The following is a 22,584-nucleotide window of genomic DNA, read 5'->3' as shown; positions in this document are numbered from 1 at the left end:
AAACAGGACACTATGCTAATGCTCAATCATCAAGTCACGACCGTGGTCACGTAAGTAACGCCGAGCCATTTTATGGTCGTGGCCATAGTGCTTTGTTACCAAATGCCAAAATGCGCTATTGTGTGCCATGACATGAAAATGGCAAAGTTCGTGCACTACCACATAATCAATTACCCACTGAGGCGCACCAATCAAAAACGTATTAAACGCAAGCACGCCTTTAGATGAAAAACTGCCCCAGCGGCTTTTATAAACGCGTATTTTTAGGGTATCAAAGCGAGCTTGAATATCAGGTTGATAGCGCGCAATAACCATATCTACATAGTCATTTAGCGTTTCGCTTAACAGCGCAACTAATTCACGCCATTCATTTTTGACAGCCTTAAGTAAAACCCTTTTGTTATCAAAATCAATTACAGAGGTCGTACTTTCGCCTCTTTGAATGGTAAAGGTCTCGCCGAATACTTGCACAATACCTGTTTCCAGTGGCCGAGGGCTCTTTGGTATGATTTTTAGAGCAAGCTTTGATCTTATCCAATTGGATTTGCTTTCCACCCAATTATGTAACCAGCGCTCGCAAATTTGCTCTGGCGCATACACAAATACTTGGCCAGCTTTTATTTTTATCGCAACGCTCTTACGCTTTCGGCTTTTCTTCAATTGATATTGCAAGATAACAAATTCTTAGTCACTAAAGCATGCATTATAGTATGAGCAACTTATCAGAGTCACTGCAAACGCCATGTAAGATAATGAATTCGACCAATGATGACAATACACTCATCAATAGTGTGGTTTCTAACACTCTATAAATTAGAAAGATTTTTTCGTTAAATCACCGTATTTATTATTTTTGCTGCTACGCTTAATGAAAAAGGCATTTTGATTTAGGCAAGCTATGGCTGATAAACCCATTTGCCAATATGTGTCACCTGAGGGAAAAAAATGCAGTGAAATCGATATGGGCTCAGGTTACTGCTTTTGGCATGACAATAAATTCGATAAAGGTGGCTTGGAGCTAAGCCAAAAGCTTGAGCGCTACGCCAAGCGCGGCGGTTTGCTACAAGGCTTAGAGTTGAAGCGAGCCAATTTAGAAGGGCTCAATCTTGTTAACTTTGAAAATCATCATGGTTATGATCTATCTTATAGCAACTTCTATCGTGCCAATTTAAAAGGGGCGCACCTATTTAATAATACCATTAAGCATGCGTCGCTAATGAAGGCCGATTTGAGAGAAGCAAGTCTGCACTGCTGTAATTTAGAAAGCACCAATTTGCTCGGCATAAAGCTGGAAAACACCCGTATCGATAATATGGAACTCGGCGAGCAATTACTGCAAGAGCAGCAAGCTTTTGAGGCTCGCAGAAGCCGAGCGAAAGAAGACGCGGAGGACTTGTTTCTACAGTCCGAAGAGATCTATCGTTTACTACGTAAAGGCGCAGAAAACCAAGGACTATTTGAAATGGTTGGGCGCTTTACATACAAAGAGCTGCGCATGCGACATGCCCAGTATCCACGATTTTCAAAACGTCACCTTATTTCCAGCTTTGTCGACTTATTATGTGGGTATGGAGAAAAACCAGAAAATGTCATTCGTTTCAGTCTAGGTATGATAATTACCTGTGCATTTTGCTATTTTCTATTTGGTGTTTCGTTTCAAGATCAGATAATGCAACTGGACTTAGACAACAGTGTATCTGAAAACGTAATGGCGCTGCTGAACAGCTTTTATTTTAGTGTTGTTACCTTCACAACCTTGGGTTACGGGGATATTACGCCTGTGGGGATCTCCCGACTGATCGCAGCGGTAGAGGCTTTTACCGGCAGCTTTTCATTAGCGCTATTTGTGGTGGTCTTTGTGAAGCAAATGACGAGGTGATACTCATCTCGTCATTTTCAATCCGCGATTTCTGATTTCAGTTGTTCTAAAAAATCCAGCATATATTGGGTGCGGGCTTGTGCCTGCTCACGGGCTGCGGTGGTATGCATGTTATCTTTAATATGCAGCAGCTTAATGAAGAAGTGATCTAAGGTATATTTGGTATCGTCAGCTTTTCTGTGCTCACAAAAAGGGTCTTCTACATTGTAGAGATTACGCGCTATCGCCCCACCTACTTTCATACAGCGGCTAACACCTATTGCCCCTAGTGCATCCATTCTGTCTGCATCTTGAACAATTTTGGCTTCTAATGTCGTGGGTGTGACACCGGCGCTAAAGCTGTGTGCAACAATGGCGTGGTGAATCGCCTCAAGTTTATCCGTGTCGTACTTCAACTCTGTTAGGAAGGCAACCGCCTTATCTGCTGCTAATTTCGACGCCAGCGGCCTGTCTGGATGATTTTTTGCTACGGCAACACAATCATGTAACCAAGCGGCAGGGATCACCACCGCAGGATCCGCTCCCTCAGCTTCGCAAAGCACCTTTGCAACTTTAACTACACGCTTGATATGAGACAAATCATGGGCGGTATCTGCACATGGTGTCGACAGCATAAACTCTTCACATGCTTTTTCTAATTCATGCATTTTTAACGTCATTAAGCTCAACTTTTATTAATATCTGACAAATAAACCCACACAAATTCAGCGGGAAAGGCATTACTGATTGTATGTTGCCACACCCTTCACTAAAATGGCAGCTATCAGGAAAGATTAGAGAAAATATATGACTTGCGCGCTATATCTGCAACCAGGCAGAGAAAAATCCCTTAACAGAAAACATCCTTGGGTGTTCTCAAAAGCCATTAAAAAAGTAAAAGGTAAACCTGCCCTTGGCGATACCGTTAAGATTTACAGCAATGAGGGTAAATACCTCGCGACAGCCGCTTACAGTCCAGACTCTCAGATCAGAGCCAGAATTTGGACATTTGATGAATCACAACATATCGATCAAGCGTTCTTTGAGCAAAAACTCGCACGGGCACTAGCAGCCAGAGAATATGTTATCGCTGAAGGTGGTTTAACTGGCTTTAGATTGTGTGCCGCAGAGTCCGATGGTCTGCCAGGTGTAACAATTGATAAGTTTGATAATTACTTGGTTTGTCAGTTGCTAAGCGCTGGTGCCGAGCGCCACAAGGGTGAAATAGTAATGGCATTGCAATCACTATTTCCCGATTGTCATGTTTACGAGCGCTCAGATGTTGATGTGCGCAAAAAAGAAGGCCTTGATAAAATTACCGGACCGCTTGCTGGCGATGCACCAACCGCCCCCGTCCTTATAAGCGAAAATGGTTTAAAGATTGAAGTCGATATCATCGGCGGCCATAAAACCGGCTTTTATCTAGATCAACGCGACAGTAGAGCCGCGTTAGAACGCTTTGTAAAAGACAAAGAAGTGCTTAACTGCTTCTGCTACACCGGTACATTTGGTCTTTATGCACTGCGCGGTGGCTGTAGTAAAGTAATCAACGTTGACGTATCGCAGCCTGCACTCGACACAGCTAAACGCAATGTAGAACATAATGAACTAGACTTATCGAAAGCTGAGTTTGTTAAGCAAGACGTATTCAAACTACTTAGACAATATCGTGATGAGGGCCGTCAATTCGATACTATTGTGATGGATCCACCAAAGTTTGCAGAAAGTAAGGCGCAGCTTAACGGTGCTTGTCGTGGCTACAAAGATATCAATATGATTGCCATGCAGATATTAAAGCCTGGTGGCACGTTACTCACCTTCTCGTGTTCTGGTCTTATGGAACAAAACCTGTTCCAGAAAGTCGTTGCAGACGCTGCGCTCGATGCCGGTAAAGAATTGTTGATTATGGAAAGACTAAATCAAGCAGCCGATCACCCTATTGCGGGCAATTATCCAGAAGGTTTTTACCTGAAAGGCCTTATTTGTAAAGTTTATTGATTTAGCAATTTATAGTGGTATTGGAGGAAGCTTCAATACCACCTTTAGGGCTTAGGTAATCTAATTAAATTTGGTGATTTCAAGCCCTACAATCCACTGCTCATCCTGCTCTTGACTACAACGGATCACGGTTGCATGAGCACTAAGCGGCTGGATCATATCACCACTAGAATCAATGAAAATGTCAACGGTTGAATTTGCTTCAATTGGGTCGCTCACTGTCACTGACAACCCTGTGGCGCTTAAATCGTGACAAACTCCTTGGTGCACTTTACCCGACTCAAGTTCGGTTAATTTTGCTACTGCATCCACCGACATACGCATAAAACGGCGTTTATCTTCATTGATCATATAATGCTCCTACACCATTGATTTTATTTTTTCTAATAGCGATTGCATTGAAAATGGCTTTACCACATAGGCATCGCAGCCGGCATCGAATCCCGCTTTTTGTTCTTTTTCGGACTCTAAACCAGATACCATTAATACAGGAATGTCCTTCGTCTCTGGTGTATTTTTCAACATTCGACAGGTGTCGTAACCGTCAAGGCCCGGCATACATACATCAAGCAAAATAGCATCTGGAGGATCAGCAATCGCATTAGACAAGCAACTCGTGCCCGAGTTTGCATAGCTCAGCTCAAACGCCCCTGACAGCGCCACTTCGAGCATTTCATAGTTAAAATACTCGTCGTCGACCACTAGCAGATGCGGTGCATTTTTCCTTTTCTCTCGTGTGGACATATTCAATGCCGCTTCCTTCTCACAATCCAAAACTTTACTTCCTCATATAATAAAGTAACTGTCGTACTCTAAAATGCAAGTTTATATTTCGCACTCTTTTATCGAATTCAGAACGCGTTTAGCCGAAATCGGATAAGCCGTTCCTAATGTTTGAGCAAACAAAGACACGCGAAGTTCCTGTTGCATCCAAAAAATATTTATAAGCGACTCTGGTACAGGTAATCCAGAAGGAATTTTTGCCAACTTGTCTTGATAGGCCGCAGCAACTTTTTCCAATTCGAGTACACACAGCCTATCTCTGTTTGGGTCTACCGCAAGTTTTTCAAGCCTTTTTTCAATCGCTTTCATGTAGCGTAAAATATCAGAGATTTTGTCAGCACCATGAGCGGTGACAAAGCCTTTAAAGATAAGACCGGATAACTGAGATTTTATGTCGCCGTGCGCGGTGATCATCGTGAGATCCACTCTGCCTTTCATACGCTTGTTAATACTGTGGGCAATACTAAGCACAGCCTCAACTTGCTTCGCAATTTCAACTACAGTGTCACCTAGCTCAGCTCGAATGTGCTCTTTGGCTTTTTCAAACGCGACGTCTTCTCTGATCTCGCCAAATGCACGCAGCAACTTATCAACCCCAGCTTGCGTACAGTCATCAACTAAATCATGCACTTTACCAAAGGGATTAAAGTACAATCCTAACTTAGCCTTATTTGGTAAGTGTTGCTGCAGGTATTTAACAGGCGAAGGAACATTGAGTAGCACAAGACGGCGCAATCCAGCTTGATGTGCTGCTTGGGCTTTTATTTCGTTATCAAACAGTTCTATAGCCGCACTTTGTTTTTTATCGACTAATGCAGGGAAAGCCTTAATCTCATAATTGCCTTGCTTTTTAGTATATTGCTCTGGCAGCTCGCCAAAATCCCACTGCTGAATATCCGTCTGCTCGATCCCTTGCTCTGCCACTTGCGACAGCGTTTCGGTCACTTGCCCTTGCAACTTTGCCTTAAGTGTCAATAAATCAAAGCTATGGGCTATCACCTTGCCTTTGTCATCGACTACCTGAAATTGCATTTTTAAGTGCGGCTCAAGTGAACTAACATCCCAATCTGACTCGGCGACTTTGACACCTGTCATTCTGAGTAAACGGTTGGCCACCGCTTCGATAAATGAGCCTTGCATTACCTCAACGGCGGCAAGCACAGCATCGGCATAATTTGGTGCTGGCACAAAATTACGTCTCAAGGTCTTCGGCAGTGACTTAATAAGCCCACAAACCAGCTCATGTCTGAGCGCAGGGATATGCCAATCAAAACCTTCATCTTGAACTTGGTTTAACAATGCCAGAGGAATATTGACCACCACGCCGTCGAGTGCTTGGCCTGGGTCAAAGTGGTAACTGAGAGGCAAAATCAAATTCCCCTGCTGCCACGTATCAGGGTAATGGATATCCGTGATATGTTCAGCGTCATGCTTCATTAATAGATCGCGCGTCATATGCAAAAAGCGTTTGTCTTTTTGCTTTTGTGAACGCCACCATTTACTAAACGCAGCACGATTATTTACGTCTTGTGGAATTCGATCGTTATAAAACGCAACCACATCTTCTTCGTCGACTAGGATATCGCGACGCCTCGCTTTATCTTCAAGCGCTTGCACTTCTTCAACCAATTTTTGGTTTGCGCTTAAAAAACCTTCGCTCTGGCCAAGTTGACCATTTGCTAACGCTTCACGAATAAATATCTCTCGGCTAACCACAGGATCAATATCGCTATACACCGTGCGTTTGCGGCCAACGATGATCAAGCCGTATAAGGTTTGTTGTTCAAATGCAATAACCGCTCCAGCCTTTTTCTCCCAATGCGGTTCACTATAGCTGCTATTAACTAAATACTTGGCGAGCGGCGCAATCCAATTTACATCGATCTTGGCGTTAACCCGAGCATAAAGTTTACTGGTTTCCACAAGCTCTGCAGACATTAGCCACTTAGGGCTTTTCTTAAACAGTGTTGAACCGGGGAAAATATGAAATTGGCTGTTACGTGCGCCTTTAAAGACTTGCTTTTGCTTTTCGTCCTTTACACCAATATGGCTAAGCATGCCACTTAGCAAAGATTGATGGATAGCTTCATCGCTTGCAGAACTGCTATTTATTTTAAAGCCGAGCTCCTCACACACCGTGGTCAGCTGATATATAATATCTTGCCACTCACGTACGCGCATGTAGGCCAAAAAGTCTTTTTGGCATTGCTTTCTAAACTGGTTACGCGTCAGTGCTTGCTGCTGCGCTTCAATATAGTTCCATAGATTTAGATATGCAACAAAGTCAGAGTGTTCGCACTCAAAGCGATTGTGTTTTTCGTCAGCGGCTGCACGTTTGTCTTGAGGACGCTCTCTTGGGTCTTGAATAGACAATGCCGCGGTGATCACTATCGCTTCCCAAAGCGCATTATTTTGTGCCCCTGACATCACCATTTTGGCAAGCCTTGGGTCTATGGGTAAGCGACTTAGTTTACGACCTGATTCTGTGAGCTTGGCCTTTTCTCTGCGCTGTGCAGGAACTATCGCCTCCAGCTCTTCAAGTAACGACATACCATCTTTGATATTACGGCTATCAGGCGCTTGTACAAATGGGAATTGACTTATATCACCAAGTCCAAGTGCAAGCATTTGCAAAATAACCGAAGCTAAATTGGTTCTTAGAATTTCAGGATCGGTAAACTCAGGGCGCCCTAAAAAGTCGTCTTCAGAATATAAACGAATACAAATACCGGATGCCACACGCCCACATCGACCTTTACGCTGGTTTGCACTGGCTTGTGATACCGCTTCAATCGGTAAGCGTTGCACTTTGGTTCGATAACTGTAGCAGCTTATTCTCGCAGTACCCGGGTCGATAACATAGCGAATACCTGGTACGGTCAATGACGTTTCCGCAACGTTTGTAGACAATACGATGCGCCGTTGGCTATGGGGCGCAAAAATGCGATTTTGTTCGGCATTAGACAGGCGCGCATACAAAGGTAAAATCTCAACGCCTTTTAAATTGCGTTTTGCCAGCGCGTCAGCGGTGTCACGAATTTCACGCTCACCGTTCATAAATACCAAAATATCCCCGGGTCCTTCGGCACAAAGCTCATCAACCGCATCAAAAATGCCCTGCAACTGGTCATTTTCTGCTTCGCCATTTTGTGAGTCTACATCTTCAACTGGACGATATCTCACTTCTACTGGATAAGTTCGTCCTGACACCTCAATAATAGGTGCGTCACTAAAATGTTTGGAAAAACGCTCAGGGTCAATGGTTGCTGAGGTAATAATCACTTTAAGATCTGGACGCTTCGGCAACAGCTGCTTTAAATAACCCAGAATAAAATCAATATTCAGGCTACGCTCGTGCGCTTCATCAATGATGATTGTGTCGTACTGGTTGAGGAATCTGTCTTGTTGAATTTCCGAGAGCAAAATACCGTCGGTCATCAGTTTTACGTATGTATTGTCAGAAACTTGATCTGAGAAGCGAATTTTAAATCCAACTTCTTGCCCCATCTCGCAGCCAATTTCCTCTGCGATACGGGTAGATACGCTTCTTGCCGCTAGTCTTCTAGGCTGTGTATGACCAATATAGCCATCCACGCCTCGACCAAGCTCTAAACAAATTTTAGGTAGCTGCGTGGTCTTCCCCGAGCCTGTTTCACCGGCAACAATGACCACTTGGTTATTCGCGATGGCTGCTTTGATGTCGTCTTTTTTCTGGCTGACGGGTAGTTGCTCAGGATACTCTACTGCTGGAATATTGGCACTTCTTGTTACCTTTAATTCTTGGCTTTTTGCAATCGCAGCCGCTACTTTTGCGACTACCTGCTTTTGCTTTTCTTGATCGGTAATTTTTTTCGCACCATGGAGGCGCTTTTTGAGGATGAAGTGATCCTTTTTAAGACATGAATTTAGCTCTTTGAACAGCGAGTCAACCTGCACTACACGACACCTTGTGATTACATAAAACGCCGTGTAGTTTATCAAATCAGATTAGACGAACCCAACTAAATTTGGTTAGGAATTGAGATTTTTGCTGTTATTCTCAAGGCAACTCCTCATGGGTTACCTTAACAGCTCGTAAATTTCATCGCTTTATACGTAACGGTGACCAGAGACATAAGCATCATGTAAATGCTTATCCAACGCTAATAGCACGTTTGCACGACTGATAACCCCAAGTAAGCGACCTTCATCGTCAACTACCGGGTACACTTTGGGCTTGTTGCAAATCATCAAATCTGCCATTTGCACTATGCTGTCTTCGCGTTTTACACACAGAGGCTCTTTTGTCATCACATCGGACACCACACTATGAGACTCATTTTGATAGGTCGCCTCTAGCATTTTTTTGAGGCAATCCTGCTCAGATAAAAACCCAATAACCCGCCTTGCTTCGTCTATAACCGGCCCGCCCGACTGGCCGCTTTGTAGCAGCTTTTCTACCGCTGATTCTACGCGCATGTCCTGTTTGAATGTTACGGGGCGATGATTTAAGTAGTCTGCGACTTTTATTGATTGCATTGCTCATCTCCATTAAAAACGCCAGCTATCATGATAATAATAGCTGGCGTTTGAAGAACTTGCTTAGTCTCAACGAAATATTGTTTTACTCGCTATAAATACCAACATAGGTCTGTGTTGTTGACGACTTGCTCGCACGATACATCCCCGCGGTATTAAATGGCATGCTAATATTTCCTTTAGGGTCAACAATGATCACCCCACCCGTGCCACCAATTGGATAAAGCGTATCAAAAATCACTTCTTTTCCCGCTTTTTCAATCGACTTGTTTTGATAAGCGACACGAGCACAAATATCAGCTGCGACATTATATCGAATAAAATACTCACCATGTCCCGTTGCTGACACAGCACAAGAGCGGTTATCCGCAAATGTGCCCGCCCCAATCACTGGTGAGTCACCTATCCGTCCAAAGCGTTTAGCCGTCATCCCACCGGTTGACGTTCCAGCCGCTAAATTCCCCTGTTTATCAAGTGCGACAGCCCCCACAGTTCCCATCTTATATTGGCTCTCTAATTGTTGATGTGCCGCCTGATAGTCTTTGGTCGCCGCTTCTTTTATCTGCAATCGCTTTTTCGCCTTTAAGAGTGATTGATAGCGAGCATCGGTGTCAAAGTAGTTGTTTTCCACTAACGTAAAACCGCGTTTCTTAGCAAAGTCTTCTGCACCTTCACCACTTAGCATGACGTGTACTGAGTGCTGCATTACTTCTTTTGCCAGATCGATTGGGTTTTTAATGTGCTTCACCCCCGCCACAGCGCCCGCTTGGCGATTACGACCATCCATGATTGATGCATCTAGCTCATGCCCTTCATCATAAGTGTACACGGCACCCTTACCAGCATTAAAAAAAGGAGAATCTTCAAGAATGTTAATGGCTGCCGTTACCGCATCAAGGCTTTCTCCACCTTGTTCTAGTACCTTATAACCCGCTTCAACGGCTTCTTTTAGCTTAGCTTTGTATTGTTTTTCTTTTTCTGGTGTGAAGTTACTGCGCTCAATCGTACCAGCTCCTCCATGAATGGCGATCGCAAACGGGGTCGCTTTCTCGTCAGCGACGACAGCTGTCGTCGACAAGGCTAATAATGCTGCTAGCAAAGAGTTTTTTTTCATTTTTATACCTTGGTTCGTTATTAAACTTCAGCATGAGGTGAATTTTAGAACGATGCAAGCTTTCGCGTTAAAATTGTCAAGCTAACCGATTTACAGTGTGGTTGAAAGAAACTCATGAGCAGCAAGACACAACAGTAAACTTGAACATTTTTCAATCAACTAACGGTTGTTATTTCGACCACAAAATGGAAACATATTTATTACTTTGAAATAACTCAAAGTAATAAAATAACGAAATTCGACAGGAATCGATATGAAAAACATTCTAAAAATTGCAGCTTTTAGCACACTACTACTTGGAACTGCTCAAGCCACTTCTACTCAAGAGCAAATTAAAGTTGTTGATTACAACACTTTTTATGACACCCAAGTCAACAATGTTGACTGCGGTGGTTACTGGGATGAGCGACGTGTGTGGGTATGTGACTACCGTACAGAGCTCGTTGATGTGAGTTATAAGACTTGCCACTACAAATTAATAGCAGGAGAACCTTACGGTCCCTATACTTTATGGCAAACTAAAACCGTACTCGCGACACAAAGCTGCCCCGGAGGTTGGACTATTCCTCATCCAATTCCAAACTATCAGGTGCCTGGAGGTACCTATGTTCATCAACATGATACTTTTTCAACTCAACAAGAAGAACGCCGAGTAGCGTATAACTGTCGTTGGGAAACACGCTCGGTTTGGATCCCTCGAGGCGGTTCATACTGTCCTATTCCAAACGCTAAGTAATACCAATTTGTCTTAATACTTGCTCAATTTGAAGGTGCAAATTGGTGTAGCACTTATAAAATAGCATCCACAAAAAAGCGCTTCCTCTGGAAGCGCTTCTATCGAATCATTCTATATCTAAACGCGATTAGCTCGCTTCGCGCTGTGCCTTCATTCGAGCAAGGCGCGCTACTTGATGTGTAGAAGTTAAGAATGCGAAGATAGGTGCTAAATAACCACGTTTACGTAGCTCTAGGAAATCTTCGTCACCTAATTCATTTAGCTTACGCTCATCCACAAGGTAAATACCGTTGATGTCTTTTTTCTCACCACGGATTTCTACCGTTAGTGTTTGTTGAACTAGAAGCTCTTTGTCAGCAAGATACTGAGTAAACGCTTCAGTTACGCGAGCAAACTCAACATAGCTAACTAACGCTTCTTTACGACGACCTAGATATTCAGTTTCTTTACCGTCTTCGAAAAGCGCATTGCCTTCTTCTTCACCAACTAGCGGGCTTGCTTCGTCAATCACAATACCAAACTGATCTTGCTCTGGGTGTTTAACCAAGCCAAACGGGTAACGTGCTGCGGCCATTGGCACAAAGCTGCCAGTCCACTTGTCACCGTCTACAAATAAGTTTTCACCTGGCTGAAGACCAAACATAGCAACCGCTTGAAATTGACCTGATTCAGTGTTTTTAACAAACGCCATTGGGAATTCTGTCGCTACGCGCGCGAACTCATGCGCCACTACAGGCATTAAGTGCTGAGTTTTAAGGAAATCAACGTTCACGCCATTTTTTACTTTGATGTTAGCGTGCTTTTCGTTGTGTAAAGGCTGCACTTGTTGTTCCGCCATAATACTGCTCCATTATTTTACGTATTTGTTACTTTATTTATTACCCCTAAGGCTAGCGGTTTTCCGGGCAAATTGGAAGTTAAATATTTATTTAAGCATTACAGATCTTTCATACATTTGAATTGTCTGCTTTATCATTACGATGACATATATTGCTTCAATTGTTTAAGCCACTCTCCATGATCTAAAAGAGCTCCTTTAGCTCGCCTTAGTTGCTCATTGTTCTTATCTAATAATTTAAGCCCAATATCAAACTCTGCTTGAGACGTCGTTTGCGGGTGAGTGTTAAATTTCATTCCATACAGAACATATAAAAAGTTCTTTTCATTAAATAGCTCAAAGCGACTCCAAAAATCCATTTGTTGGGGCGAACGTAGCTTAAATTTTGCAAGCTTCCGCTCTAGAGAGTCTGAGAGCTTTACCTCGCTTCGATACTCTACCCAAAAGTCACTATCAACCCTGTCAGAAAGGATATAATGCAACTGGATGAAATCGATTGTACTTTCCCATGCGCAGTTCACTGCATCATTATAGTGGTCACTGAATACCGATATCTCAGCTCTAGAAAGTGGGAAATTCTTCGACAAGAATTCCGCAGAAAAGTCTGTTAGTAAAATAGATGTTGCTTCCAAAGGCTCGACAAACCCCTGCGCTAGTCCTAGCGCTACACAATTTTTACTCCAGCTTTGATTCCTATAGCCCACTCTCATTTCTATTTTTCTAGGATTCACAGAGTCAACATTCAGCATTCTTGCATACGTTTCTAAAGCCTCTTTATGTGACATATATTTAGACGCATAAACAAAACCAGTTCCAGTACGGGAAGTAAGGGGGATTTCCCACATCCAGCCAGCTTTATGTGCGGTTGCCGTTGTGTAAGGATTCAAGCTGCTTGGATCATCTCTTTCTATCTGCTGTACTAGCGCTGTATCTACCAACAACTGCTCACTTTTATCCTGAAAACTGTCATTAGAAACTGAGCTTATTAGCTTCGCTGAAAAACCAGTACAATCTACGTAAAAGTCAAAATGCAGTATGTCTCCATTTGTCATGCAAAGAGATTCAATATGTCCTGTTTGATCTAGTTTAGATTCATCAACTGTTCCATTTAAAACTCTGACATTAAATCTATCTAGGGCATTGCGTTTGAGTAATTTTGCGAATTTTGCTGCATCGAAATGATATGCGTATGGTAGCACACCTTGATAGTTGCCATCGGTTTTTAGTTTAGGTGCGAGCCCCGATTCACAGACCCTTGATTGTATCCCAACGTAATCGAACGGTATTTTTTTCCCTAAATTTAACCATATATTAGTTATATCCAGTCCTTCGGGATATGGCGCTTCAAATGGGTGATAATAAAAGTTATGTGCTCCATGAACTTTTTCATCAAGCCACGAAACAAATCTTATCCCCTGCTTGAAGGTAGCATCACAGCTCCCCAAAAGCTCCGCTTCAGAAATACCAAATTTTTTTAGGCTTTTAACTATGTAAGGAACTGTACCTTCTCCAACACCAATACTTGGTATATCTAAAGATTCAATTACTGTAATCTCGACATTGCTATTTGAAGAAAGCGCTAAGCCGAGATGATTAGCTGCTAGCCAACCAGCTGTGCCCCCACCAACAATTGCGATCTTGGTTATATTCATCTCGCCCTCTTGAAATAAAAAAGCCCAGTAAAAACTGGGCTATAGCTTACACAATTTATAATTAGAAGTTAAAATTAACACCTAATCTATAAGTTGCTTCGCCACGGAAAGACCATGTTGGGAAACCATCCTGAAGCGCAGGCTTAACATCAACACCAACCTCTGCCGCACCATACTGAACATCATCTTCCTCGGTAACATTTACGACTTCAAATGTCAACGCTGCGTAGTCTGTAACTTGCCAACCGAAAGTTAAATCAAGTGTACCAAAGTCATCGTGCATACGGTTTCCGTAATAGTTACCGTATTCACGAATCATGTATTCAGATCTCCAGTTATACGCTGCTCTCGCCGAGAATTCATCATTTTCCCAATAGCCAACTAGATTTAGCATATGCTCTGATGACTCGGTAAAACGGGATAGATTATCAGTATAAACCTCCGCTGGTGCACCTGCATCTGTGTATGTGTAGTTAGCGTTTATACCAAACCCATTATCCCAAGCATGATTCCACTGGAATTCAACGCCATCAATCTCGCCGCCACCTGCATTTTTATAGCGATTTACGGTCCAATCATCAGCTGGTGTAGTAAGGTCATTATTAATTACACCAATTTGTTGATTAAAATCAGTCGTCGCAACAATAAAATTACTCACATCCTTTATAAAGTAAGTTACGGCAAATAGGCCATCTTCACCATAATAATACTCTAAACTAACATCGGCTTGAGATGATTTCATTGGTTTCAGGTCAGGATTACCGTAAGTAATCTCCTCATTACCAATACGGTCATCAGGATAACCAGTTACTTTTGAAAGTAGTAAGTTGTCGTAGTTTGGACGAGTAATAGCTTGACCAGCTGAAACGCGAAGAATTAAGTCTTCAGATAGGTCAAAGGTAATATTAGCACTTGGCAACACATCATTGTAATCACCATCAACACCTACTGGAGCTTCGCTCCAACCATTGTTATTTGCAAGAATATCAGCTGGGCTATTATCGATGATATGACCTTTTGAAGTCACATCTGTACTGACATATCTTAGCCCGAAGTTACCTCGGAAACCTTCGCCTTCAAAAGACGCCATAGCATACAATGACAGATTGTCTTCTTCTATTTTTCCGTAGCCCGAACGGTTATAAGCAAACTGATCGATTAGAGACAATGTAGCATTTATCATTGCATCTCGGTTTGCACGAGGAATAGTCCAACCATCATAGCCAATTGGCATTGTACCGCTATATAAATCCTGAACACTAAAATAGTTGGCAAAACCTCCTGCATTTTCACCATCTGCAGGGGCTGTTATTTTTGACTGGTCGTATACAGCCGTATATAGCTTTTTCTCAAATTCATGTTCAGTATATCTTACCCCAAACTCAAGTTTGTTGATCGCGCCAAAGTCAACGTAGTAATCAAAATCAACTTGACCATACACTTCCTCATCTTTATTTGGACCCTTTATACCTGTCCAAGTAGACGTTGTACCATATGCAGGTAGCTGTTCAACGGTAAAGCCAAGATCAGCACCATCAAGTTTTATTTGTTTACCAGTTGCATCTACGACTCCCCACCAGTTTACTTGGTCGAAGTTAGCATCGGACGTTTGCTTTAGTCCATTTCCATCAACATAAGCATTTCCCCACCAACCAAAACCAAAGTTAGCACTCATGTCTGTACCACCTTCCGCTTTCGAGTGACCAAGAACACCTGAGATTTCATAAGTATCAGACTGGTACTTCCAGTTAAATTCTAGAGTGTCTGAAGTCATTTCTCCTTGGCGAGCCCAATTTTGGAAAAATACGTTGCTTCCTCTATCTTTTGGCGTATCGCTATATGTACAGACGCCAGCAGCATTGTACGTTTTACATACTGATTCTTCCGGTGTCCAAGCGCCCCAGTTATTATCAGTACCAAAGTACATATTAGCACCAGTGCTGTCAGCGCCGAGCTCTAATGAAAGTGCGTGAATACCCAATTCAAGTTGTTCTGTTGGACGATATTGAAGCGTTACATCTATAGCTGTGCGCTCTTGATCTTGTAAAAAACTTGAAGGTTGTACTGATGAATTTCCACCCCAATCAAGATCGGCTTCGGTGCCTTGACGAAGATATTCACGATCGATGTATGCAGCGGCTACAAGTACACCAAAAGTTTCATCTTTGTTTTTCCAACTGTATAGCCCAGAAACTTCAGGAGATATCTCCTCGTTTAGGGTACCATACTCGCCTTTTAGCGAAAGAAACGATGTATTAGATTCTAAGTCAAGAGGCTTGCGTGTTTTTACGATTACTGTACCACCGATACCACCTTCAACCAGGTTCGCCTGTGTCGCTTTATAAACTTCAATTCCGCCAATCAGCTGTGACGGTAACATAGAATAATTAAATGAACGGTCTAAATTCATTTGATCATACCAGCCGGTTGAAGCCACATTCTGGCCGTTTAACGTAGTCAACGTCATAGAAGGATCGGTACCCCTAATGGATACAGAACTACCTTGACCAAAAGCTCGTCCAACGCTAATACCTGGAATACGCCCTAACGCTTGACCTACGTCTGAGTCAGGAAACTTACCGATATCTTCAGCGCTCACTGCGTCAACAACTGCAGTCGCGAATCTTTTTGTATTAATATTTTCTTTGTTTGATGCTCGCAAGCCACGAACTTCAATGACTTCTACGTTTTCTTGTACTTGATTTTGGCTTTGACTTTCTTCTGCAACTACAACGCCTGAAAAGCCCGCACCTAGTGCGATGCTGACGTTAACTGCAAGTAAGCTTTTTTTGAAATTATTAGCTAACACAGGATTCCCCTTGAATCATTTTGTTGGTTTTTTAAATCACTTCTGCCCAGTGATGATGACAACGCTGTCATCTAATAACAAACCATACACCCTAAATTACATATTCGCTACAATTTTTTTGGCCTGTTATTCAAAAAATATTCATATAGATAGATATCTTATTGATAAATATAAACTTAAATATAGCCAAGATATGGTTTGTTACAAAAACGATTGGAGAATAGCACAAAAAATTTTGCTGCTGTAGGGTTTTAAGATGGAATTGTCTCAATAAAGGGACATTTTAATTATCTGAATACACACAAGGGGGTGTGTATTCAATTCCCTCATCAAGCTTGGGCAGAAGCTAAAGATGAGAATCAATATCAATGACAACGCTGTCATTATAGATTTATCTGTAAGTACTGTCTAGTTCTTTTAAGAGAATTTTTTATGACAAAGGCTTATAAAATCTACGATCAGCGAGTTAGTTATCACTATTTTTTGCACAAATTTAAATACCCCATTACGGGACTTATTGATTTTATAATGATCGTATCTTGAATCAGTAAAATTTATTGCTTTTATTCGTAAGAAGTAAGAAGTAAGAAGTAAGAAGTAAGAAGTAAGAAGTAAGAAGTAAGAAGTAAGAAGTAAGAAGTAAGAAGTAAGAAGTAAGAAGTAAGAAGTAAGAAGTAAGAAGTAAGAAGTAAGAAGTAAGAAGTAAGAAGTAAGAAGTAAGAAGTAAGAAGTAAGAAGTAAGAAGTAAGAAGTAAGAAGTAAGAAGTAAGAAGTAAGAAGTAAGAAGTAAGAAGTAAGAAGTAAGAAGTAAGAAGTAAGAAGTAAGAAGTAAGAAGTAAGAAGTAAGAAGTAAGAAGTAAGAAGTAAGAAGTAAGAAGTAAGAAGTAAGAAGTAAGAAGTAAGAAGTAAGAAGTAAGAAGTAAGAAGTAAGAAGTAAGAAGTAAGAAGTAAGAAGTAAGAAGTAAGAAGTAAGAAGTAAGAAGTAAGAAGTAAGAAGTAAGAAGTAAGAAGTAAGAAGTAAGAAGTAAGAAGTAAGAAGTAAGAAGTAAGAAGTAAGAAGTAAGAAGTAAGAAGTAAGAAGTAAGAAGTAAGAAGTAAGAAGTGTTGTCGCTCCGAGCTGAATGTCCAGAGATATTCAATCAGTTGACCCAAGTAATCAAGGTAAGGCCAGCTATCACGCCAGCCTTACATTTTACTATTTCTAGTAGATGCACTCGGGTTACGGGCACCAAAATACGGTCAAATTAATATCAGGGTGATTTAATACAGCGCGCAGCGGTACTTCATACTCTGAGCCGGGTTGTTTTGCCGCTTCATACACCGCCTTTTTTTCATCACCAGAGATCAATAAAACAGCCGCCTTAGAGTTAGCTATTCCCGCCAAAGACAAACTCATGCGCTCAGTGATCTCACCTGTCACTTCGCTTTGATGAGCATTAATTGCGCATACGGTGTTTGTGGTCGTTAACGCGTGCTCTAGGCCCTTTGCATTTGGAAATAAACTGGCGGTATGACCATCCGGCCCCATTCCCAAAATAGTAACATCGAACGGTTTTTTCAACGCTGCATAAGCAGACTCACATAGAGCAGCGCCCTCTTCTGCTGACACTGCCGCATTCTTCATTGTTACAAATCGAGCATTTGCCGCTTTGTCTTGCAGTAATGTCGACTGTTGTCGCTCCGAGCTGAATGTCCAGAGATATTCAATCAGTTGACCCAAGTAATCAAGGTAAGGCCAGCTATCACGCCAGCCTTACATTTTACTATTTCTAGTAGATGCACTCGGGTTACGGGCACCAAAATACGGTCAAATTAATATCAGGGTGATTTAATACAGCGCGCAGCGGTACTTCATACTCTGAGCCGGGTTGTTTTGCCGCTTCATACACCGCCTTTTTTTCATCACCAGAGATCAATAAAACAGCCGCCTTAGAGTTAGCTATTCCCGCCAAAGACAAACTCATGCGCTCAGTGATCTCACCTGTCACTTCGCTTTGATGAGCATTAATTGCGCATACGGTGTTTGTGGTCGTTAACGCGTGCTCTAGGCCCTTTGCATTTGGAAATAAACTGGCGGTATGACCATCCGGCCCCATTCCCAAAATAGTAACATCGAACGGTTTTTTCAACGCTGCATAAGCAGACTCACATAGAGCAGCGCCCTCTTCTGCTGACACTGCCGCATTCTTCATTGTTACAAATCGAGCATTTGCCGCTTTGTCTTGCAGTAATGTCGACTTGATAAATGCTTCGTTAGACTTTTCGTGTTCCGGTTCGACCCAACGTTCATCAACCATAGCAACCGTAATTTTGTCCCAGCCTAGTTCAACACCAGAAAGGTAACGATACGCTGGAGCCGGTGATGAACCACCAGATACTAACAGCACAGCTTCACCATCTTGTGCAATCCCTTGGCTAAGCCCTGATTGGAGTAGCTCTGCAAGCGCTGCTGTCATCTCGTCTTTGGAGCTGAAATTTCTTTCTGTTAACTGTGCCATTACGCTTGCTCTCCCGCGTTGAACCAAACATGTTTGTTTTCTTCTAGCAGTTCATCGGCGTCTTCAGGACCCCAAGAGCCAGCACGATAAAGTGACGGAGCCCCTTTACTCTGCCAACGCTCAATGATTGGATCAACCCACTGCCACGCTTGGCGCACTTCGTCACGGTGAATAAATAAAGCAGGGTTATTTGCAGCGGCGTCTAGCATTAAGCGCTTATATGCATCTGAATGATAGCCATTGTTATACTTTTCACTCAATGAGATATTTAGCGTCACTGGCTCTAGTTGCATTTCAAGGTTATCTAGACGCTTAGACATTAGCGTTAACTGAATACTTTCTTCAGGCTGTAATCTTATCACCAAACGGTTTGGCTGAATTGGACCCGCCGCATCACCATAAACATTGTGAGAAACAGGCTTGTACTCAACTACAATTTCAGCACAACGCTTTTTCATACGCTTGCCTGTTCTTAAATAGAAAGGCACGCCAGACCAACGCCAGTTATCAATGTGAGCGCGAATAGCAACAAATGTTTCTGTTTTACTCGACCCTTCACCCAACTCTTCTAGGTAGCCAGGTACCAGCTTACCTTCAAGGTCGCCTGGCACATATTGGCCACGCACAACATTATTATCTACATCCGCGTCAATTAGCGGTCTAAGCGCTTCTAATACTTTAAGCTTTTCAGTGCGAATACTGTTGGCATTAAGTTTATGTGGTGACTCCATCGCAACCAAGCAAAGTAGTTGCAATAAGTGATTTTGTACCATATCACGAAGTGCACCCGCTTTGTCGTAGAAGCCAGCTCTGCTTTCAAGACCGACTGTTTCAGAGATACTGATCTGAATATTATCTATGGCTTTAGCATCCCATAAATTCTCGAACAGTGCGTTTGAGAATCTAAGTGCCATCAGGTTTTGAACCGTTTCTTTACCTAGATAATGATCGATACGGAATACTTGCTCTTCCGAGAAGAACTCACCGATTTTGGCATTGATTTCTTCTGCAGATTTACCGCAATAACCAATAGGCTTTTCAACAACTACACGTGATTGCTCAGTGATTAGCCCTTTGATTGACAATAGCTCACAACAACGGCCATAAAGCGCTGGAGGAAGTGACAAGTAGAATACACGAGACTTATCTTCCCCATCAGCCAACATATTCTTTAGCGTATCCCAGTGTTCATCTTCTTCAGTAACGTTGACTACCACAGGCACTAAAAACTGTTCAAATGCGGACCAATCTTTCTTGTTGTATTCGCCTTTGCCAAGGTGAGTTTGTAATGCGATATGTGCCGTTTCGATAAATTCTTGTTGTTTGTTTTGTTCACGAACGGTCGGTAAGATGCGAGTGCCTTCAGGTAAGTTACCTTCTTGATATGCACGATACAAGGCAGGTAGGAGTTTGCGAAGTGCTAAATCGCCTCCCCCACCAAAAATTACGATGTCAAAAGGATTAAGCATAATTCACTCTCATTAGGTTAGGCGTGCACTACAAGCACGCAGTGTTTATTCGATTTGGAGCCACTCCAAAGCCTACCAAACTCATTGTGTAACGGGTGATGATTTCGATTGCAATGCGCTAGTAATATCAATTTGACTTAAGACCTGCTCAATTTGAGGGATTAAGTAAGTTGGTATAAATGAGTCTTAGAAACCTGTATTTCCTCTCACAAAAATACAGGTTCTAAGTACTCCAGCGCTACCCGTTCAAAGGTATTCTGTTTACTTCAAGTTCCACTCGAAGTACTAATTTGTTCTCTTTTGCTTGTAATAAGCGATTAGACCCGCCGTTGAGCTATCATGAGGGTTAGAAACGCCTTCTTGTGTTAACTCGGCTTCAATATTTGATGCCAGTCCTTTACCAAGCTCAACACCCCACTGGTCAAATGAACACACATCCAAAATGATGCCTTGGCAGAAAATTTTGTGTTCATACAAGGCAATTAGTCGGCCCACAGCTTTTGCATCTACCTTATCTAAGATAAATGAAGAGGTTGGACGGTTACCTTGGTGTATTTTATGCGGGATCAACTTATCAATTTCCGCATCCGACTTACCTTTAGCCGTTAAATCTTCACGTACCTGCTGTGCATCTACACCCGTCATCATTGCTTCCGTTTGCGCGAAGAAGTTAGACAGTAAAATATCGTGATGCTGGCCTACTTTGTTTTGCGGTTCAATCGAAGCGATGAAATCGGCCGGTACAATCACATTACCTTGGTGTAAACACTGATAAAAAGCGTGCTGGCCATTTATCCCTGTCATGCCCCAAATAATTGGCACAGTCGTATAGTTTACCTGCTCTCCTGCAAAAGTAACATGCTTACCATTACTTTCCATTTCACCTTGTTGTAAATACGCAGGCAGCATATGAAGCGCCTGATCATAAGGCAAAATCGCTTGTGCTTGATACCCTAAGAAGCTGGTATTCCAAACGCTGAGTAACGCCATCAACAGTGGAATATTGTCTTCGTTGTTTGCCGTTTTAAAGTGCTCATCAATTTCAAACGCACCTTCCAGCACTTCGACAAACTTATCGAAGCCTAAATAAAGTGCGATTGGTAATCCTATCGCGCTCCAAAGCGAGAAACGACCGCCAACCCAGTCCCACATCGTAAACACGTTGTCATCGCTAATACCAAATGCTCTGGTCTTCTCAAGGTTGGTGCTCACCGCAACAAAATGCTTGGCGATTGCCGCTCTATCATTTGCAGCATTCAAAAACCACTCAACGGCAGTCTTTGCATTGGTCATGGTTTCAGAGGTTGTGAAGGTTTTTGATGACACAACAAACAGCGTGGTTTCTGCGTCCAAACCTTTTAGTACTGAAGCAATCTGTACACCATCAACATTCGAAACATAATGCACGTTTAGCGTGTTATCTGCATACGCAGCAAGCGCATCAGTCACCATTTGCGGGCCTAAGTTAGACCCGCCAACGCCAATGGCAACCACATCTTTTACGGCTTTGCCTGTATACCCTTGCCACTCACCTGAACGAACTCGGTTACTAAATGCTTGTAGTTTTTCTAATTCTGCATTGACTTGTTCAGTAACGTTCACCCCATCCACATAAATAGGTGTATTAGCTCGGTTACGCAGCGCTGTATGTAAAACCGCTCGGTCCTCAGTGATATTTATTTTTTCACCTGAGAACATCTTTTCTCGCCAACGCGCAATATCGCTCTCTTTTGCGAGCTGCATCATCTCAGAGAATGTTTGGTCATCAATGCGTTGCTTGGAAAAGTCGAACAATACACCTGAGATTTGACGAGAGAACTTTTCAAACCTATGTGCATCGTTTGCAAACATCGTTTTTAAATGCTGTTGCTCTACTCGCTGCGCAGAACTACTGAGCTTTTGCCAACTATCCAAATCTACACGACCACCCATTACATATTCCCCTAAGACGTAAGTGATTGTTAGTTACCTTACTTTTCAGGTAGTAACAACAAAGAAACATTATTAAACAAGCACATTATGCCAAAATGACAACGCTGTCAAATTGCTTCTTTTCAATTTTACATTGCGAATAATAACCTAAAATAAAATTTTTGACACCGGTATCATTCATTTATTTCTGCGAATTGTAGTGCTAAATTCTGTACTTATTAGATAGACTAAGAAAAACAGATGATCCTTTTATTAAGCCGATGCTCGTCTTAACGGCTTAATATCACAGAAATTGGGCGCTAGCTTCTGCATACATAAAGCGCTACTATTCCTCTGTGCTTAATAATGATCGATACAGACCTGTAAATAGAAGAACAAC

16 protein-coding genes and 1 pseudogene are annotated in these 22,584 nt (G+C 42.3%); 3 read left to right on the top strand and 14 right to left on the bottom strand.

Annotation, left to right across the window (positions count from 1 at the left end; genetic code table 11):
* Nucleotides 1-15: 15 nt before the first annotated feature.
* On the bottom strand, nucleotides 16-672 hold the full coding sequence (locus PPIS_RS03265) for a M48 family metallopeptidase (RefSeq protein ID WP_010375552.1): 657 nt from the start codon (nucleotides 670-672) through the stop codon (nucleotides 16-18).
* 226 nt (nucleotides 673-898) lie between these two features.
* Here PPIS_RS03265 and PPIS_RS03260 point away from each other — a divergent pair, with 226 nt between their 5' ends.
* Nucleotides 899-1,879, top strand: coding sequence for an ion channel (locus PPIS_RS03260; RefSeq protein WP_010375550.1), 981 nt, complete (start codon nucleotides 899-901; stop codon nucleotides 1,877-1,879).
* 17 nt (nucleotides 1,880-1,896) lie between these two features.
* On the opposite strand, the gene PPIS_RS03255 is transcribed toward PPIS_RS03260, so the two are convergent.
* On the bottom strand, nucleotides 1,897-2,538 hold the full coding sequence (locus PPIS_RS03255; RefSeq protein WP_010375547.1) for an HD domain-containing protein: 642 nt from the start codon (nucleotides 2,536-2,538) through the stop codon (nucleotides 1,897-1,899).
* A 127-nt stretch (nucleotides 2,539-2,665) separates the two neighbouring features.
* On the opposite strand from PPIS_RS03255, the gene PPIS_RS03250 reads away from it, so the two are divergent.
* Nucleotides 2,666-3,856, top strand: a complete 1,191-nt coding sequence (locus PPIS_RS03250; protein ID WP_010375545.1) for a class I SAM-dependent methyltransferase — start codon at nucleotides 2,666-2,668, stop codon at nucleotides 3,854-3,856.
* A 60-nt stretch (nucleotides 3,857-3,916) separates the two neighbouring features.
* On the opposite strand, the gene PPIS_RS03245 is transcribed toward PPIS_RS03250, so the two are convergent.
* The 5 genes from PPIS_RS03245 to PPIS_RS03225 all read right to left on the bottom strand — a co-directional run bounded on the left by PPIS_RS03245 (nucleotide 3,917) and on the right by PPIS_RS03225 (nucleotide 10,271).
* Nucleotides 3,917-4,207: a PilZ domain-containing protein gene (locus tag PPIS_RS03245; RefSeq protein ID WP_010375543.1), complete on the bottom strand. Its 291-nt coding sequence runs from the start codon at nucleotides 4,205-4,207 to the stop codon at nucleotides 3,917-3,919.
* A 9-nt stretch (nucleotides 4,208-4,216) separates the two neighbouring features.
* Entirely contained in the window at nucleotides 4,217-4,600 is a 384-nt protein-coding gene (locus PPIS_RS03240; RefSeq protein ID WP_010375541.1) for a response regulator, read from the bottom strand.
* An 81-nt stretch (nucleotides 4,601-4,681) separates the two neighbouring features.
* Nucleotides 4,682-8,575: an ATP-dependent RNA helicase HrpA gene (gene hrpA, locus PPIS_RS03235; protein WP_010375539.1), complete on the bottom strand. Its 3,894-nt coding sequence runs from the start codon at nucleotides 8,573-8,575 to the stop codon at nucleotides 4,682-4,684.
* A 153-nt stretch (nucleotides 8,576-8,728) separates the two neighbouring features.
* Complete coding sequence (locus tag PPIS_RS03230; RefSeq protein ID WP_010375537.1) at nucleotides 8,729-9,157, bottom strand: CBS domain-containing protein; 429 nt, start codon at nucleotides 9,155-9,157, stop codon at nucleotides 8,729-8,731.
* An 85-nt stretch (nucleotides 9,158-9,242) separates the two neighbouring features.
* Nucleotides 9,243-10,271 (bottom strand): isoaspartyl peptidase/L-asparaginase family protein, encoded by a 1,029-nt coding sequence (locus tag PPIS_RS03225; protein WP_010375535.1) that lies wholly within the window; start codon nucleotides 10,269-10,271, stop codon nucleotides 9,243-9,245.
* 253 nt (nucleotides 10,272-10,524) lie between these two features.
* Between PPIS_RS03225 and PPIS_RS03220 the strand changes: the two genes are divergently transcribed.
* Entirely contained in the window at nucleotides 10,525-11,007 is a 483-nt protein-coding gene (locus PPIS_RS03220) for a hypothetical protein (protein WP_010375533.1), read from the top strand.
* 127 nt (nucleotides 11,008-11,134) lie between these two features.
* On the opposite strand, the gene PPIS_RS03215 is transcribed toward PPIS_RS03220, so the two are convergent.
* The 7 genes and pseudogenes from PPIS_RS03215 to pgi form a co-directional block, all read right to left on the bottom strand.
* The gene (locus tag PPIS_RS03215; RefSeq protein WP_010375531.1) at nucleotides 11,135-11,845 is read right to left on the bottom strand and encodes a SapC family protein; all 711 of its coding nucleotides are present in this window, start codon (nucleotides 11,843-11,845) and stop codon (nucleotides 11,135-11,137) included.
* Between the two features lie 137 nt (nucleotides 11,846-11,982).
* Nucleotides 11,983-13,497, bottom strand: coding sequence for a tryptophan halogenase family protein (locus tag PPIS_RS03210; RefSeq protein ID WP_010375529.1), 1,515 nt, complete (start codon nucleotides 13,495-13,497; stop codon nucleotides 11,983-11,985).
* Between the two features lie 61 nt (nucleotides 13,498-13,558).
* The gene (locus PPIS_RS03205; RefSeq protein ID WP_010375527.1) at nucleotides 13,559-16,306 is read right to left on the bottom strand and encodes a TonB-dependent receptor; all 2,748 of its coding nucleotides are present in this window, start codon (nucleotides 16,304-16,306) and stop codon (nucleotides 13,559-13,561) included.
* Nucleotides 16,307-17,525: 1,219 nt separating this feature from the next.
* Nucleotides 17,526-17,978: pseudogene (locus PPIS_RS03190) on the bottom strand (6-phosphogluconolactonase); the annotation flags it as partial.
* Between the two features lie 115 nt (nucleotides 17,979-18,093).
* Nucleotides 18,094-18,804: a 6-phosphogluconolactonase gene (gene pgl, locus PPIS_RS03185; RefSeq protein WP_010375525.1), complete on the bottom strand. Its 711-nt coding sequence runs from the start codon at nucleotides 18,802-18,804 to the stop codon at nucleotides 18,094-18,096.
* Nucleotides 18,804-20,273 (bottom strand): glucose-6-phosphate dehydrogenase, encoded by a 1,470-nt coding sequence (gene zwf, locus PPIS_RS03180; RefSeq protein WP_010375523.1) that lies wholly within the window; start codon nucleotides 20,271-20,273, stop codon nucleotides 18,804-18,806. Before zwf ends, pgl begins: the two co-directional genes overlap by 1 nt.
* A 285-nt stretch (nucleotides 20,274-20,558) precedes the next feature.
* Nucleotides 20,559-22,205, bottom strand: a complete 1,647-nt coding sequence (gene pgi, locus PPIS_RS03175) for a glucose-6-phosphate isomerase (protein WP_010375521.1) — start codon at nucleotides 22,203-22,205, stop codon at nucleotides 20,559-20,561.
* Nucleotides 22,206-22,584: the final 379 nt, after the last annotated feature.

Source organism: Pseudoalteromonas piscicida (assembly GCF_000238315.3).
Lineage (GTDB): Bacteria > Pseudomonadota > Gammaproteobacteria > Enterobacterales > Alteromonadaceae > Pseudoalteromonas > Pseudoalteromonas piscicida.
The sequence above is the reverse complement of the archived record's forward strand: the minus strand, read 5'-3'. Positions and strand labels throughout refer to the sequence as shown.